The 14,992-nt window shown below is 69.4% G+C and carries 9 protein-coding genes; 8 read left to right on the top strand and 1 reads right to left on the bottom strand.

The genetic code is table 11. The features are described from left to right. Positions 1-18 precede the first annotated feature (18 nt). The 8 genes from ACYQZ5_RS05070 to ACYQZ5_RS05105 are packed head-to-tail and all read left to right on the top strand — an operon-like array spanning position 19 to position 12,244. Positions 19-1,182: an FtsZ/tubulin family protein gene (locus ACYQZ5_RS05070; protein ID WP_379817791.1), complete on the top strand. Its 1,164-nt coding sequence runs from the start codon at positions 19-21 to the stop codon at positions 1,180-1,182. Then, positions 1,179-1,457: a hypothetical protein gene (locus tag ACYQZ5_RS05075; protein WP_379817793.1), complete on the top strand. Its 279-nt coding sequence runs from the start codon at positions 1,179-1,181 to the stop codon at positions 1,455-1,457. Before ACYQZ5_RS05070 ends, ACYQZ5_RS05075 begins: the two co-directional genes overlap by 4 nt. Before the next feature lie 29 nt (positions 1,458-1,486). After that, a complete protein-coding gene (locus ACYQZ5_RS05080; RefSeq protein ID WP_379817795.1) occupies positions 1,487-2,485 on the top strand; it encodes a hypothetical protein in 999 nt (332 codons plus the stop codon). Continuing rightward, complete coding sequence (locus ACYQZ5_RS05085) at positions 2,482-4,572, top strand: hypothetical protein (protein WP_379730471.1); 2,091 nt, start codon at positions 2,482-2,484, stop codon at positions 4,570-4,572. The genes ACYQZ5_RS05080 and ACYQZ5_RS05085 overlap by 4 nt, the downstream gene beginning before the upstream one ends. Next, on the top strand, positions 4,572-5,783 hold the full coding sequence (locus ACYQZ5_RS05090; protein WP_379730472.1) for an FtsZ/tubulin family protein: 1,212 nt from the start codon (positions 4,572-4,574) through the stop codon (positions 5,781-5,783). The genes ACYQZ5_RS05085 and ACYQZ5_RS05090 overlap by 1 nt, the downstream gene beginning before the upstream one ends. After that, positions 5,780-8,509, top strand: coding sequence for a carboxypeptidase-like regulatory domain-containing protein (locus tag ACYQZ5_RS05095; protein WP_379730473.1), 2,730 nt, complete (start codon positions 5,780-5,782; stop codon positions 8,507-8,509). The genes ACYQZ5_RS05090 and ACYQZ5_RS05095 overlap by 4 nt, the downstream gene beginning before the upstream one ends. A gap of 4 nt (positions 8,510-8,513) precedes the next feature. After that, entirely contained in the window at positions 8,514-9,518 is a 1,005-nt protein-coding gene (locus ACYQZ5_RS05100; protein WP_379730474.1) for a hypothetical protein, read from the top strand. Beyond that, positions 9,515-12,244, top strand: coding sequence for a COG1361 family protein (locus tag ACYQZ5_RS05105; protein WP_379730475.1), 2,730 nt, complete (start codon positions 9,515-9,517; stop codon positions 12,242-12,244). The genes ACYQZ5_RS05100 and ACYQZ5_RS05105 overlap by 4 nt, the downstream gene beginning before the upstream one ends. Here the strand turns inward: ACYQZ5_RS05105 and ACYQZ5_RS05110 are convergent. Next, on the bottom strand, positions 12,241-14,925 hold the full coding sequence (locus ACYQZ5_RS05110) for an outer membrane protein assembly factor BamB family protein (RefSeq protein WP_379730476.1): 2,685 nt from the start codon (positions 14,923-14,925) through the stop codon (positions 12,241-12,243). The two genes, ACYQZ5_RS05105 and ACYQZ5_RS05110, sit on opposite strands and share 4 nt — an antisense overlap. Between the last annotated feature and the right edge of the window lie 67 nt (positions 14,926-14,992).

Here is a 14,992-nt window from a genome sequence, read left to right on the forward strand (position 1 = left end):
TTACTCCCGAATGTATCAATGCCATACCTATTCGTGGGTGCGGGCCAGGCAGGGTGTGCCATCGTCGACGCGGTGTTCGACCACCAGCGTGTGGCCCAGCTCGCGACGCCAGTGGCGTTCAACTCCACTATACGGGATCTACAGAATCTCTCCAACATCGAGCGGGACGCGTGGTACGGGATCGCCGAAGGCGTCGGACTCGTACCGGGCGACACGGCCGGGTTCGAGGAGCAGGTCGCCGGTGGCTTCGGCCGCGATCCACGGAAGGCCGACGAGGTGATCGCCGATCAGGGGGAGGCGATCCGCGACGCCTACCGTGCACGGTTCGGGGAGGAGACCCCGCCGTACGCGTTCCTGTTTCTGGGGTTGGGTGGCGGAACGGGCTGTGGGATCGCGCCGCACTTGGCGGAGGCGCTCCACGAGTACGGCGAGGAGACGACACACGTCATCGCTGTCGGCGTTCTCCCGAACACCGCACGGGCGACTGAGGACGACGACGAGGTTCGCGCGACGCGGCAGGCGGCGAACACGATGTACGGCCTCGACCGGCTGGAGGAACACGTCGACGGGATGATCCTCGTCGACAACCAACGGCTCGCGTACGAGGACGCCGCCGAGGGGCGCTTCAACGAGTACAACGAGTACGTCGCCTCGGCCATCGTCGACCTCATCTCCGGGCCGATCCTCGAACGGATCGACCCGGGCAGCTACGAGGACCTCGACGCGCCGATCATCGACCTCCGGGACATCGTCACCTCCCTGCGGCTGCCGAACGAGGAGGTCGGCTACGCGGCGCTTGGCCGCTCGATCACGATGACGCGGACGCTGCCGGGCTATCTCCTGCCGTTCCTCGGCCGGAAGTCCGTCGACGGGGCGGCGCTCTCCCGGATCGCGGTGTCGAAGCGGAGCGTCGACGGGCTGGTCCCCGAGGAGACGCGCAAGGCGATCGGACAGATTCGTGCGCCGGCGCCGTACATCGTCGACGACGACTACCGCATTCAGGCGTCGGTGGTCCGGAACCTACTCGACTCCTACTGTCCGGAGGTCAACCTCGGGATGACGCTGACCGAGCGCAACTTGGCCTCGTTCACGACACTTCTCACGTACGCTCGCGAAGACATCGACCGCCTCCAGGAGATCGAAGAGGTCGCCGAAAGACACGAGGGGGGTGTGACGACGTGAGCCGCCGCCGTCTCCTCGGCGTCGTGGCCGTGGTCGTCCTCCTCGTCCTCGTCGCCACGGGGGCCGTGGTCACGCTCAGCGACGACGGGACCGGGAACCCGGAGACGATCGACGAGCTCGCCGCGGCGGCCGACCAGCAGCGCGAGGCGGCGGCCACCGCGGTCGGCGTGGCCGACAGCATCGTCATGCCGCTCGGGTTCGGGGCCGCGCTCGGCCTCGGCGTCGGCCTCCTCGGCGGTACGATCTACGCCTACCAGAACAGGGGGATGCGATGACACGAGCGCGATACTCGGCTTTCGTTCTCGTGGCCGTTCTCGTCGTCGCCGCGACCGCTGGCGTCGCGACCGCGGCGGCGTCGCCCGACGCCCCGTGTCAGGGAACGTCGGGCACCGAGGCACGGCTGTTCCTCGACACCGGCGAGCCGATCGAGGGTGATCAGGCGTACTACCCCGGCACGACGGTGACGATGTACGTCTGTCAGGACGGCGACAAACAGCAGTACCCGGCCGCGTGGGGGTTCGACGCGAGCGCGGTCGACGGCATCTCGATCGAGAGCGAACGCGAGTACAGCATCGTGTTCACGCTCGGGGGGACCGTCGAGTCGGTGACCCCGACGGCCGGCGTCGAGAACCGGCCCGACATCACCGGACCGACGATCCGGGTCCAGACCGGCTACCGGGCGGACTCCTCGATCGCCGACCGAACGATCCGGTTCCCGAGCGGGGACGCGAGCACCGAGTTCCGACGGGCGGAGGACGACTGGCAGGCGTCGATCGACCGGGTCGAGAACGCGTCGGTGGCGCTCACGAACGTCTCGGCGGACGCGACGAACTCCTCTGCGGTCCGGAGCGCCCTCGCGACGCTCAACGACAGCGACCTCTCGGCGACGACGACGGCGCTCCAGCGTAGCGTGATCCCGGCCGCACGCTCGGGCGACGGCGCCGCCGTCGCGACGGTGGTGGCGGAGTCGAACGACACGACCGCGGCCGTGCGGGCGGACGCTCGGGAGTCGCTACAGTCGTACTTGGAGACGGTCGAACAGCGCCGGAGCGCGGCGGTCCTCCGCGTTCGCCTGTTCGTCGGCGGGGGGCTGGTCGGCGGCCTCCTCGTCGGCGCCGTCGGCGGCTACGCCCTCTCGCGGCGGACCCTGAGCAAGATCGAGCGCGACCGCGGGGTGTCGACCGCGACGCAGTACAGCCCCAAGCAGGTCGCGCTCCCGCTCATCCTCGGGGTCCTCGCACTCGTCGCCGGCGTCGCCGTCGGTGCCCTCCAGTGGCCGACGCTCTTCGAGGTGATCCTATGAAACGACAGTACAGAGCGGCACTCGGTATCGCAGGTATCGTCCTCGCCACGACCGCACTCGGCGTGGCGGCGTTCCTCTACTTCGGTTCGACGCTCGGCGTGTACGCCGTCGGGATCGGCGCCCCGGTGGTGGTGGTCGTCGCGATCGGGCTCTACGTCCGCGGGACCGTCGCCCGCCGCAACACGACCGAGGGGGAGTTCACCAGAAGCATGGCCGAGTCGGTCGCCTCCTCGTTCCGCGAGGAGTTGGCTCGGCTCGACCGCCTCGACCGTGACTACCCTCGCTGGGGCGCGACGGAGGTCAAAACCGACGCGAAGCATCTCGCCGACAGCTTCGAGTCCGCCGGCATCGACGTCGACGTGGACGACGGCTCCTTCCGGATCGAGTCGGTCGAGGGCGTCCACAAACTGGAGGAACTCGACGACGACGTCGAGGCGTTCTCCGAGTCCGTGGCCGCCTCGTTCGCGGCGTTCGCCCGCGAGGAGGTCGACCGCTCCCGGGAGGCGGCCGACGAGGTTCAGTCTGAGTTCCTCGACGAAACGGACGATCCGTTCGAGTCGGTCTCCACGGCCGTCCCGGACGGCGATCCGCCCGAGGTTTCGGCGGCGGAACGCACGATCGAACGCAGCCGCGACGCGACGCGGGAGGTGTTCGACCGGGCGATCGACCGCATCGAACGGACCCTCGGCGAGTACGGCGGCGACCGCGCCAGCCTCCGGCAGCAGTTCGACTCGATCCGCGGCCACCTCGAGGTCGGCGAGTGGGAGAGCGCGACCGAGAAGCTCGAACGTGCACGCGAGCGCGTCGAGCGCTCGACGGCGGAGGAGTTCTCCGCCGACCGCGAGGCGCTCGTCTCCCTGCTCGACGCGATCGACGACGCGGAGATCGACCCGTACCTCACGGAGGACCAGCGGGACCGGATCGCCACGGTCCGCAGACAGCTCGAGGAGATGGAGTCGGCGCTCTCGACCGACCAGCTCGAATCCGCGTCGGCCGACGTGCGCCGCGTGGCGATCGACGTCGTCTCGACGCTCCGGTCGGACCTCGAAGCGGCCGACGACACCATCGAGAGCAGCGACGTGCCGTCGGAGTTCTACACCACGCCGGACGCGGTCTACACGGACTACGTCGAGGAGCTACGCTCGGCCGACGACCTCGGGGCGTTCACCCAGCGGTGGGAGGCGGCGACCGAGGAGCTGCTCGACGCGCTCGACACCGCCGAGGGGAAGGCCGCGGTCGCCGACTCCTACGACATCGTGAGCGAGCGGATCGAGGAGGCCCTCCGGAAACAGGGTGAGGTCGCCGGCGACGACCTCCCGGTCAAGGAGCCTGAGCGGTTCTTCGAGCTGTACGCACAGGACGAGCCGGGCGTGACGTTCGACGAGCGACGCGGCGTGCTGGTCAGCGGCGGCAGCGGCGAGACGTACGATCTCGACGTGACGGCCGAGCTCTCGGACACCTCGGCGGCGGTCGACGAGGTCACCGTCGAACTCGACGGCGAGAACGCGACCGAGCGCGAGACGGCCGCGATCGGCACGTCGGCGACGGTGACGTTCGACGACGTGCCGTACGGCTCGTACACGGTGACGGCGAGCGTCCCGGCCGACGCGATCGTCGACGCCGAGACCACGATCGAACTCGACGACGACGCCGCGGAGCGGCTCGTGCTCTCGGAGCGGTCGCTCCGTGACCGGCTCTGTGGCGAGCACGAGGACGCGGTACAGGACCAGTTGCCGACGGTCGCCCCCGAACTGGAGGACCGCTTCGAGGAAGACGGCTACCTGACGCCCGACACCGACCTGCCGATCGCGGACGACTACCTCCCCTGTCTCCTGTTGCTGTGGGCCGACGACGCCGGGTACACCGCCCGGATGGACGACGGGCGACTCCTCGTCTACGACCACGAGCGGTTCGTCTCGCGGCTCCGGACGCTCGTGACCCACCACCTCGACGACGACGAAACACTCACCTACGACGACATGCGCACCAAATTCCTCTCCGTTCCGGCGTCCGACGAACTGATCACGACTACCCTGACGGATCTCGACCTCGACGTCACCGTCGCCGACGACGGGGTGAGCGCCTGATGTCGGAAGCGGACTACACCGACTGGGGGGTCGTCTCCTCCGGCGAAGGTGGCGGCCGGATCGCGTCGACGTTCCTCAGCCGCGAGGAGAGCCCCGGGATCGGCGAGCGGGTGACGCTGCTCAACACGAACCGGAGCGACATGGTGAACCTCATGGAGGACGCGGACATCCTCGAGGAGTACGGGGAACACATCACCATCTTCGGTCCCCGGCGCGGCGTCGGGAATGACTTCGCGAAGGGGGAGCGGATGGCCGAGGAACACTTCGAGGAGATCTACAACGCGGTCACGGAGCGGATGGTCGGTGCCGACGCCCTGCTCCACGTCACCACCCTCGGCGGCGGGACCGGGAACGGGTCGATCCCGTACCTCATCGAACAGCTCTCGACCGGCTCGAACGTCGAGGGCACTCGGCCGGAGTGGGTCGAGAGCGCGGTCAACATGGCGTTCGCGGCGTGGCCGTACGAGCACGAGCCGTCCCAGCAGCAGTTCAACGCCGTCATGGGGCTCTCGCGGCTGCTCATGCGCCGGGACGTGACACAGAACGCCGACGCGGTCCTGCTCGCGAGCAACACGCACATCGAGAACGAGGATCTCTCGACCGACCAGTACGACGCGGTCAACGAGCGGATCGTCACCGCGATCGATCTGCTGATCGGCGCCGGCCGCAACGCCGAACGCATCATCGACGCGGAGGACTACATCGCCCAGCCGTCGAACATCGGCGTCTACCACTTCACGCCCGGGGTGGCGACGGACCTCCACTACGACATGCTCGACTACGAGATCATGTTCGACCGGGCGGCCGAGCAGTCGTTCGTCCCGATGGACGCCTCCACTTCCCGGGCGGCGTTCGCGGTCGTCCGCGCGCCCGCCCACCTCGTCGAGTCGGGCGAGGTGACGAAATCCGGCGTCGAGAACGCGTTCGGCCGCTGGAAGCGCGACAAGGGGATCTCGAGCGCGAAGGGACTCTCCACGGTCACGCTGAAGCCCGGTCGCGGAAACAACGTCGACGTGCTGCTCCTGCTCGGAGGGTTCGACCTGAACCCGCTGCTGGACCAGTCGTGGCCGGAGTATGAGGAGACCAAACGGCAGTTCGAGCAGGCACGCAAGCTCCAGAACGATTCGGAGACGGCCATCTCGATGAACGAGATCGAGCAGTTGGAGGAGAACTTGACGCGGTACCTGGAGGTGAACGGATCGGGCCGATGACCGAGCGACGCCTCCTCGCGACGCTCGCCGTGCTCGCGCTCGTCGTCTCCAGCGTCGCCGCCGTCGGCGTCGGAGTCGCAGTGGACTCCGAGGACGGCCACGTCAGAGTGAATCAGCAGGACGACGGCGGGCTGCTGGTGGAGTTCGACAACGAGACGTTCCCCGATCGACAGGGCGTCACCGTCAACGTCACCGCGAACAACGAGACGACGACGCTCGACACGAGCGCGGCGGAGACGGACGACCCGGACTGGTGGGCACGTGAGGTCGCCGCCGACGCGTTGCCCGACGGATCGCTGGCTGATGCCCGCGTGACGGTGGCGTACAACGGCACCGTCGAGTTCGATCGGACGATGGACCTCCGGCACCTGCGCGTCGAGACGGGGACGGCCCGCTTCGACGACGCGGGACGGCTCGCGGTGAACGCCACGTCGGTCGGCCTCGGCGGCGGTGCCGTCGACGTGCAGGCGTCCCCGAACGCGGGCGGCTCCGAGACGCTCTCGGGGTCGATCGAGAACGGCGTGCTGCGCTTCGATCGCGGCCAGATCCAGCCGCTGCTCCTCCCCCCGGCGAACGTCACGCTGTCGGCGACCGCCGACGGCCCGAAGGTCGCCGCCGACGGCCGTATCGACTTCCGTGAGGTGGGCGAGACGAGCGTCTCGCTGCAGAGCGGGGGCGTCCTCGTCTCCTCGGACCTCCTCGTCGACGGTCAGCAGTACCACGTGACACTCGCCACCGAGGACCCCGAGGCCACGTACGTCGTCACCGCGAACGCCTCCGAAGGGCGGATCGAACTGTCCAACGAGTACGTGACCGGCGCGGGCGACGTGACCGTCGAACTCGACGGCGATACGGTGCTTAACGCCGGCTTCCAACCCCCGGAGGCGGTTCGGGGGTCGGTCGTGGACGGGAACGTCTCCGTCGAGGGCGACCTCCCCGGCGGATCGATCGACCGGGCCGTGCTGGACGACGGGTCGAGCGTCCGGCTCCTCGACAACGTGACGCAGGAGTCGGGGACGGTTTCGCTGCCGGTGACGCTCAGCCCCAACGGCTCCTACAGCCTCGTGCTGCTCTACGGCGACGGCTCGTCGGTGTTCGTCGAGGTCGGCGACGGCGGCTCGTCACCCCCGGCCAGCGAAGGGACGGCCACCTCGGAGCAGACGGAGGGCGGCCTGATCCAGTCGCTCGGCGGGAACAACGTCCTCGTCGGGGCGCTGCTGACGCTCGCAGTCCTGCTCGGGGTCGTGGTCGCCATGCTCTGGCTGACCTCCGACGATGACGACGACGGCGCGGCGAACGGCGGTGCGACCGGTTCGCGAGAGCTCAGGGTCTCCGTGATCGACGGGTACAACGACAGCCAGATCACCGGAGCCGTGACGGTGGAGGCGACACCCCAGAAGCAGCAGACGAAGGAGGGGTATCGCCTCGACACGAGCGGACGCACCCACGAGATCACGGGCGGCACATCCCGGATCGAGGTGCCCAGAAAGCCGGTCGAACTGGAGGCGACGTACAACGGGATCAGCACGAGCCGTACGGTGAGACTCGCGGAGTCAGACGGGGTACAGTTGCGGTTCGGTCCGGTACCCCAAACGCTCACGGTTCGGGACGAGGACGGCGAGCCGATCCCCGGCGCGACGGTCGCGATCGTCTCCGACGGGCAGACCCACGTCACCCGGGAGACCGACGAGGCCGGCCGGGCACACTTCGACGTGTCGGTCGACGCGACGGGGTTCGAGGTCGCCGTGGAGCACGACCGCTTCGAGTCGGCCTCGCGCCACGTCGCCGATCCGAGCTCCTTCCCCGACTCGATCACGCTGGCCGAGAAGACGGGGACGCTCCGGGTCCGAACGGCCATCGACGGCGAGGCGACCGACGCGGTCGACCTCCGGATCCGGGCGGCCGAGGGGACCCGGAGCGAGGCCGCACCGACGGTCGAGGCGTCGACCGAACCCGGGATCTACGAGTTCCAGGACGTGCCGGTGGGCGCCTACGAACTGCTCGCGACGGCCGACGGCTCGCCGTTCGACCCGGACCGGGAGACGGTCGAGATCGGCGCCGACGACGCCGTGACGGCCGACCTCGACGTCGGGTTCCGGTTCTCGATCGACCGGCACCGCGACGAACTCGCGGCGCTCCGGACCGCGGCCGACGAGCTGGTCCCCTCCAGTCAGATCGACACTGCGATCCACGGCTACTACGCCAGCGTCGCTCACGCGCTCGCCGACGTCGTCGAGTCGTTGCCGGAGCGCGGCGACCAGTTCGCCGGCACGGGCGTCGACCCCGACGCGGTGGCCGAGGCGCTGCTCGACACGGGGCAGGGCGTCGTCACCGTGGTCGACAACGCGCTGAACACGAAGCAGAACGTCGACCTGTTCAACGGCTGTGCGGACCTGCCGGCGGCGACTGTCGAGTGGGACGGGTTCGAGATCACGACGCTGTTCGACCTCGCAGGGAAGGAGCAGATGCTCGACCAGCAGACCGAGATTCGAACCCGCCTCACCGAACTCGAGGAGCGAATCGACGCCGAGCGGGACGAGCTGAACGTCGTCTCGCCGGCCAGCGACGTGCTCGACGAGCTCCGTAACTTCGCGCAGAACGAGATGAAGTCGGACACGACCAGAAACGCCGCGGTCGTGTTCGTCCTCCTCGGGTTCGCCGACGCGGTGGAAGAGCTGTTCGAGCGAGAGCAGCTCCGTGAGCGGCTCCAGTACACGAGGTTCTAGCACCATGCAACGATCGACACTCCCTCGACTGATCGTGACCGCGCTCCTCCTCGGCAGCGTGTTCGCCGCGAGCGGGACGCCGGTCGCCGCGTCCACAGCGGACCCGGAGACGGCCGACGAGTACCTCGCGGCGCTGCAGGAGTACGAGGAGGCGCCGGCGCTCGAGACGTACAGCGAGTTCGAAGTGATGCGGAGTCAGGCGATCACCGCCGTCCAGGTGGGCGAGTTCACGGCGACCGACCGGGAACGGATGGCGGCGATCCTCGCGACGCTCGAGACGTTCACCGACGCCTACGCCGCCGCCCAGAACGGGAGCGTGGCCGAGAGCGTCACGATCGCCAACCGAACCGCGGAGGCGATCGATCGCGTCGAGGCGGCCGACGGCGGCCAGTACGCCACGCTCGCACGGCTCGGCCTGGAGCGGTTCTACCGGCAGCAGGGCGACACGCTCTACGAACGCGGCCGTTCCGCCGAGAACACGTCGGCGAAGATCCGCTACTTCGAGGCCGCCGCCACCGCACTCGAACGCGGCGGCGCGACGACGCAGTTCTCGCGGGTGAGCGCCGAACTGAGCCAGACCGAGGCCACGTTCGAGGCCGACAAGGCCGAGCTCGAAACCGCGGTGTCGCTGGCGAGTTCCTTCAGGGCGGACTGCGGGGAGTCCTGTGCCAGCCCGGTCGCCGCGATGACCGGGCTCGGGCCGGCGGTGTTCGGCCATTACCGGCAGGCGCGTGAAGCGAACGCCGCGAGCGACACCGCGAGCCAGATCGTGGACAGACACTCCATCTCGCAGGACGCCGACCGCGTCGCGCAGCTGTCGGAGTGGACGAACCAGGCGATGCTCTCGCTGGTGATCGCGTCGACGCTGCTGCTGTTCGGCTACGCGCTCCTGATCGTCCTCCTCGTCGCGCCGGTGGCGGCTCGGATCGCGACTTGGAGCGAGGACCTGGAGCGGGCACAGGTGGGACGTATCGTTCCGGCGGACTCCGTGGAGGTGGGGGAGTCATGAGCCGCTCGATCGCCGTCCGGGCGTTCACCCTCCTCAGCTGCCTCCTGCTCGTCGTGGGGGCGGCCGCGCCGGCGGCAGGCGCGTCCACGTCGGTCGGGGTCGACGCCGCGCTGCCCGACCAGAGCGAGAGCAGCCAGCTCTCCTTTACGTTCTCCCCGGACGCGAACGCGACCGTCGACGCGACCGAGGAGATAACCCGGGCCAACGGCGACGTCACGTTCCAGTTCGTCTCCTGGCAACGGACCGACGGCTCCGGCTCGGGATCGTCGACGAGGTGGGACGTGGTCGCCGGCGCCACCTACCGCGTGACCTACGAGGCCAGCGTGATGGGGTCGGCCGACGAGGGGGTCTACAGCGGGACCGCCACCGTACAGAACCGGAACGGCGGGACGGTCGCCTCGGAGCCGCTCGAGGTCTCAGTCGATAAGCTCTACCCCGAGTTCGGCTACGCCGACCCGTCGACCAAGGAGCTCGTCTATCAGGACCCGAACTCACAGAGCGAGTCGACCTCCTTCGACGTCTCGGTGCCGAACTCCGGCGACGGCGCGATGGTGCTGTCGGAGGTGTCGTTCTCCGGACTCCCCTCCGGGATATCGGCGGAAGCCGAGCTCCCCGACTCGCCGATCGACGCGCGGTCGTCCGGCGCCGTCAGCGTCACCGTCACCGGGAGCGAGTCGCTCGACCCTGGCCGGTACAGCTTCCAGATGACGCTGACCGACAACCTCGGCAACTCCCTCGACCTCTCCGTCCCGATCGAGGTCAGGCGGCCGCCGATCGCGTCGGTGTCGGGCGGGGAGATCCAGATCGGCGACGTGCTCAACGGCACCAGCCGCGAGGTGGAGTTCACGATCGAGGAGGCGGGCGGTTACCAGGGGATCGACGGCCTCTCGGTCAGACAGATCGGGAACGAGCGTTCGGCCAGTCTCTCCTTCAGCGGAACGCGGTACGTCTCGACGGGGCCGGGCGGGAGCGCCACGGCGACCGCGTCGGTGTCGGTCGACGACGGCGTGCGACAGCACGAGGAGCTGACGTGGGACGTGGAGCTCACCCCCGATAACCAGAACGCGCCGAGCACCGTCGTCACGGTCTCCGCGCGGTCGATCTACCCGGCGATGCTCGACGGGGTCGACCTCCCGGAGACGCAGCTCGAGTTCGACGAACCCCGGTCGTCGGTCACGTCGTTCGACACGACGACCGAGGTCGGGATCAGGAACTCCGGCGACCTGGAGATGAACGTCGTCAGCGCCTCGGCGTCGATGCGCTCGGGGGAGCAGTACATCTCGGCGTCGATCGACGAGGCGCCGGGGACGGTGGCGGGGCTCTCGACGGGCGAGGCCACCCTCGACATCTCTGCCGACCCGGACACGCCCGAGGGGACGTACGACGTCGCTGTCACCGTCGACACCGAGTCGGCGGGCAGCACGACGGTCGTCGAGACGATCACCATCACGCAGGAACCCGAACTCCAGACGCAGACGGAGGTTTCCTACGGCGAGCTCACGATCACCGCGAACCAGACGCGGACGATCGACGTACAGGAGCGGCTCGGCTACGAGGCGATCGAGGGGCTGGAGATCACGAAGGTCTCTGGACCCGACCGGTGGCTGACGGTCGTGGAGCGCCCGCCGAGCCGGATCGGCTCCGGCGAGACCTCCCCGTTCATCGTCGCCGTCCAGTTCGACACCGAGGCCGAACTGTACGAGCAGTACCGGTGGACGTTCAGGATCACCGGTGACAACGTCGAGGCCCGGAACATCACCGTGACGGCCCGCGCCAGACCGTACAGCTTCGACCAGATCACGAACCCCCTCGAGGAGCGCGCCGCCGGCGGCGACTGGCAGGCGTCGACGACGGGGCCGATGAACACGATGCTGCTCGACCTCGAGGAGCGGCTGCGCGGCGACAGCGACCTCTCGAACTCCGTGCTCTCCCGTGCGCTCGCGGCCGGCCGGGCGACGCTGCTGTTCGTCGACTCCCTCGAACAGGCACGCGCCGCACAGGACAGCGGGAACTACTCGGCCGCACAGCGCTCGCTCGCCCGGGCCGCGGCCGCCCGCGACCAGATGCGACAGTACGTCACCGGCATCCAGCAGGACGATCTCCGGAACACCGGGAGTCAGTCCGTCGCCGCCGCCGAGACCGCCTTCGACGAGACGGCGTCGGTCCAACAGACGCACTACCGGGAGATGCTGGAGCAGAACAGCTCTATCTACCGGAACGCACAGGCCTACCGCGCGTTGATGCGCCTGAGCGAGTACACCGGCGATCAGGAGACCGCCGCGGAGCGGGAAGCGGCGTACCAGCGCGCCTCGGAGGAGTACCTCCGGACCGTCGAGGCCGCGGCCGCGAACCGGACGGCCGGGGAGAAAGCGTACGAGGGGTACGCCGCCAACGCGACGATCGTGCTGGTCGACTACCCGCTGGTCCTGAACCCGGCCCGACTCGACGAGGTCGGCACGACCACGAGCCGCATCTCCGAGCGGTACGACACCGCCGTCGCCCTGTACGACCGCGCCGGCGCGACCGAGGAGCGCGACGCGACCCAACAGCGGGCGAACACGATCGGACAGCGGCTCCAACTGAGCCAGTACGGGCTGTACGGCGTGACCGGCGTGTACGGGCTCGGCGTCCTCGCGCTGCTGGGGAGAACGGGGCTCAACCTCTACGCCTACTACCGGGACGTGAGCGCGTCCGCCTCGGGCGACTTCCTGCTCGACGGCGGTTAGCGGTACGGCCCGGAGACGCTGTCCGGGAAGCGTACCGCGGCCGGGCTGCTGTCTTGGACGGTGATCGCGTCGGGCGGGACCTCGGCGTTCTCGTCGGCCGAGGCACGCACGGTGAACACCCGTTCGGCGCCGTCGTCGGCCGTCACCTCAACTTCGACTTCGCCCGCGGTGTTCGGCCCGACCGAAACGAGGTGGATCGGGTACTCGACCGGGTCGCCGCCCGGCGTGATCTCGTCGACGTGTTCCGGCACCGTCCACTCGTCCAGGTCGGGACCGTCCGCTTCGAACCGCAGGTCCCGGATCGGCTCGTCGCCCTCGTTCTCGAAGCGGAGGTAGACGTTCGAGTTGGGTTGATCGGCGGTCCCCCACTCGGCGTCGGCGGTCACCGTCAGGTCGTCGAGTCGGCTGGTCGTCCGATCGACCAGCGACTCGTTGGGGACGAGCGTCTCGACCTCCCGACTCCGTCCAGCGACGATCGCACGCGCGACCTCGCTGTCCGGCCGCCAGTCGACGATGACCGTCCCGGTTCGCGTCTCGTCCGGTTCGAGTTCGAGGTCGATCGGGACGGTCGGCCCGTCCGGGAACGCGATCGACGACAGCTCACACGGCGTGTCGTTGCTCGTGAACTCGTACCAGAGCTCGCAGCCGGCGTCGGTCGCGGACCACGTGATCCGCGGTTCGAGCGGCCCGGGTTCGACCGGTAGCGAGCGGGCCGGAGCGAACGCGTCGCCGTCGTCCCCCTCGAGGCGGACCGCCGGCACCGTGATCTCGTCGCCGAACGCGGCGTGATCCCGCCGCCCGACGGCTTCGCTCCCGGCGTCGACGGTGACCGGGATCCGGTAGTCGCCGTCGTCGGCCACGAGCTCGAACTGGACGGTGGTCTCGCCGTCGTTTTCCACCGTGAGCGCCTCCACGAACCGCTCGCCCCGCGTCGGCGTCTCCGTCGAGAAGGACCGGTCCACCGACGCGGTTCCCTCGTCGGTCGGCCCGCCGTCGTCGAGCCGGTCCGCGCTGGAGCCGGCCGAGACGGTTCGGGACTCGGCTCGGGACGGCTCGAACCCGGGTGTCCGGTCGAGCGAGAGCTGCCGGGAGACGCGACCTGCCGCCGTATCGACGGCGACGGAGCGTTCGCCCGCCTCCAGCACCGGGATCGAGAGGCGATACTGGCCGCGTTCGGGGATCTCGACCTCGAACGACAGCTCCCCCTCGACGGTGTGGGCGTTCTCGATGGTGACCTCGTCGACCACCGGGGCCGGGGTGTCGTTCTCGAGGGAGACGGTCAGTAGCCCGTTCTCGTCGATTTCGAGGCCGATATCCGTCGGCGTCGGCGGAATCTCGGCTCCGAACGTCGACGGCGGGAGCTCCGCGGTCCGGACGCTGACTGGCGAGGCCGGAAGCTCGCTCTCGACCCGGAACGTGTGCTCCGCTCCCGGCCGAACCGTTCCGATCTCCCGGTCGCCCGCGGCTACGTCGGTGAGGGGAACGCTCCCCTCGTTCGCGACGGTCACCTCGAGCGTCGCCTCGCCGTGGTCGATGCCGAGAGGCTCGACGGAGACGGCCACGTCGCGCTGTTCGGTTTCGATCGGCACCGTCGCGGTCGACTCCTGTTCCTCGGTCGCGACCGTCATCGTGACCGACTCCCGGTCCTCGTCGACCCCACGCAGCGACACGCGCTCGTCGACGCGGCCGCCGGGCGGGACCGTCGCCGAGAGCGTCGGCGTGGACGGGGTGGCGCCGTCGACGTCGACCGACGCCGTCGTCTCGGCCGGACCCCCGCCGTCGTTCTCGAACGTCACTCCGACGACCGAGTTCGACGGCGTGATGGGGTCGTCGACGATCGAGACGGAGACGGTTCCCTCCCCGCCGTCGACTGCACCGTAGACGGTCACCGTACCGTTGTGGTGGGTCGCCAGCAGCGACGCGTCCGACGTGGCGGCGATCGGCTCGCCGCGAACGTCCCGTAGCTCGGTGACGTCGCCGTCCCGGTCGACGAGACAGGCCTGCTTCCCGGCGTACCCCAGCAGCGTCGTCTCCGCGCTGTCGGCGAGCCACGTGAACGCCCGGTCGTTCTCCCACTGTTTGGTCTCCCCGTCGTAGCCGATCAGCTGTCCGTCCTTCAGCGAGACGACGACGGTGTCGTCCAGGAAACCGACGTCGACCGCCGCGCCGTCGAGGGTGATCGAGGTGAGCTCCTCGCCCACCGAGGAGAAGACGGTCAGGAACGTCCAGAGCGCGACCGCGACACGGCCGTCGGCGGCCGCGACCGCGGGCGTTTCGGCCAGGTCGGGGTGGGACTGGTCGAACTGGCCCAGTTCCGCCCCGCTCTCGGCGTCGAACCGGACGAACGTCTCCTCGTCCGTCGCGACGTACACGTCGCCCGCCGTCGGGTCCGCCTCGACCTGTTGGCCGTCGATATCGGCGGTCCACAGCCTCGTCCCGTCGGCGTCGAACGCCTCCAGCCCGCCGGCCGTGAGGACGTAGGCGTGATCTGCGATCGCGACGTCCGCGTCGGTCGCATCGTCGACGAGCGTGTGCCGCGTGCCGGCGCCGATCAGCTCGACGGTCCCCTCGCTGTCGGCGACGACGAGGTCGGTTTCCCCGCCGGCTGCTGCCTGCACGGAGCCCGCACGGAAACTGTCGATCCGCGTGTACGACGGTGGTTGGGAGTCGGCGTCGGTCACTCTGACCGACCTCCAGCAGCCGAGGCCCGGTGCTGCCCGGACGATAGTCTCGTGTGGGCCGACGAAG

This window comes from Halolamina salina, assembly GCF_054653455.1.

Bases quoted from the DNA above. Each gene is read 5' to 3' on its own strand.
- ACYQZ5_RS05100 (WP_379730474.1), top strand. From the start codon at position 8,514: ATGCAACGATCGACACTCCCTCGACTGATCGTGACCGCGCTCCTCCTC.
- ACYQZ5_RS05070 (WP_379817791.1), top strand. From the start codon at position 19: ATGCCATACCTATTCGTGGGTGCGGGCCAGGCAGGGTGTGCCATCGTC.
- ACYQZ5_RS05090 (WP_379730472.1), top strand. From the start codon at position 4,572: ATGTCGGAAGCGGACTACACCGACTGGGGGGTCGTCTCCTCCGGCGAA.
- ACYQZ5_RS05105 (WP_379730475.1), top strand. From the start codon at position 9,515: ATGAGCCGCTCGATCGCCGTCCGGGCGTTCACCCTCCTCAGCTGCCTC.
- ACYQZ5_RS05085 (WP_379730471.1), top strand. From the start codon at position 2,482: ATGAAACGACAGTACAGAGCGGCACTCGGTATCGCAGGTATCGTCCTC.
- ACYQZ5_RS05095 (WP_379730473.1), top strand. From the start codon at position 5,780: ATGACCGAGCGACGCCTCCTCGCGACGCTCGCCGTGCTCGCGCTCGTC.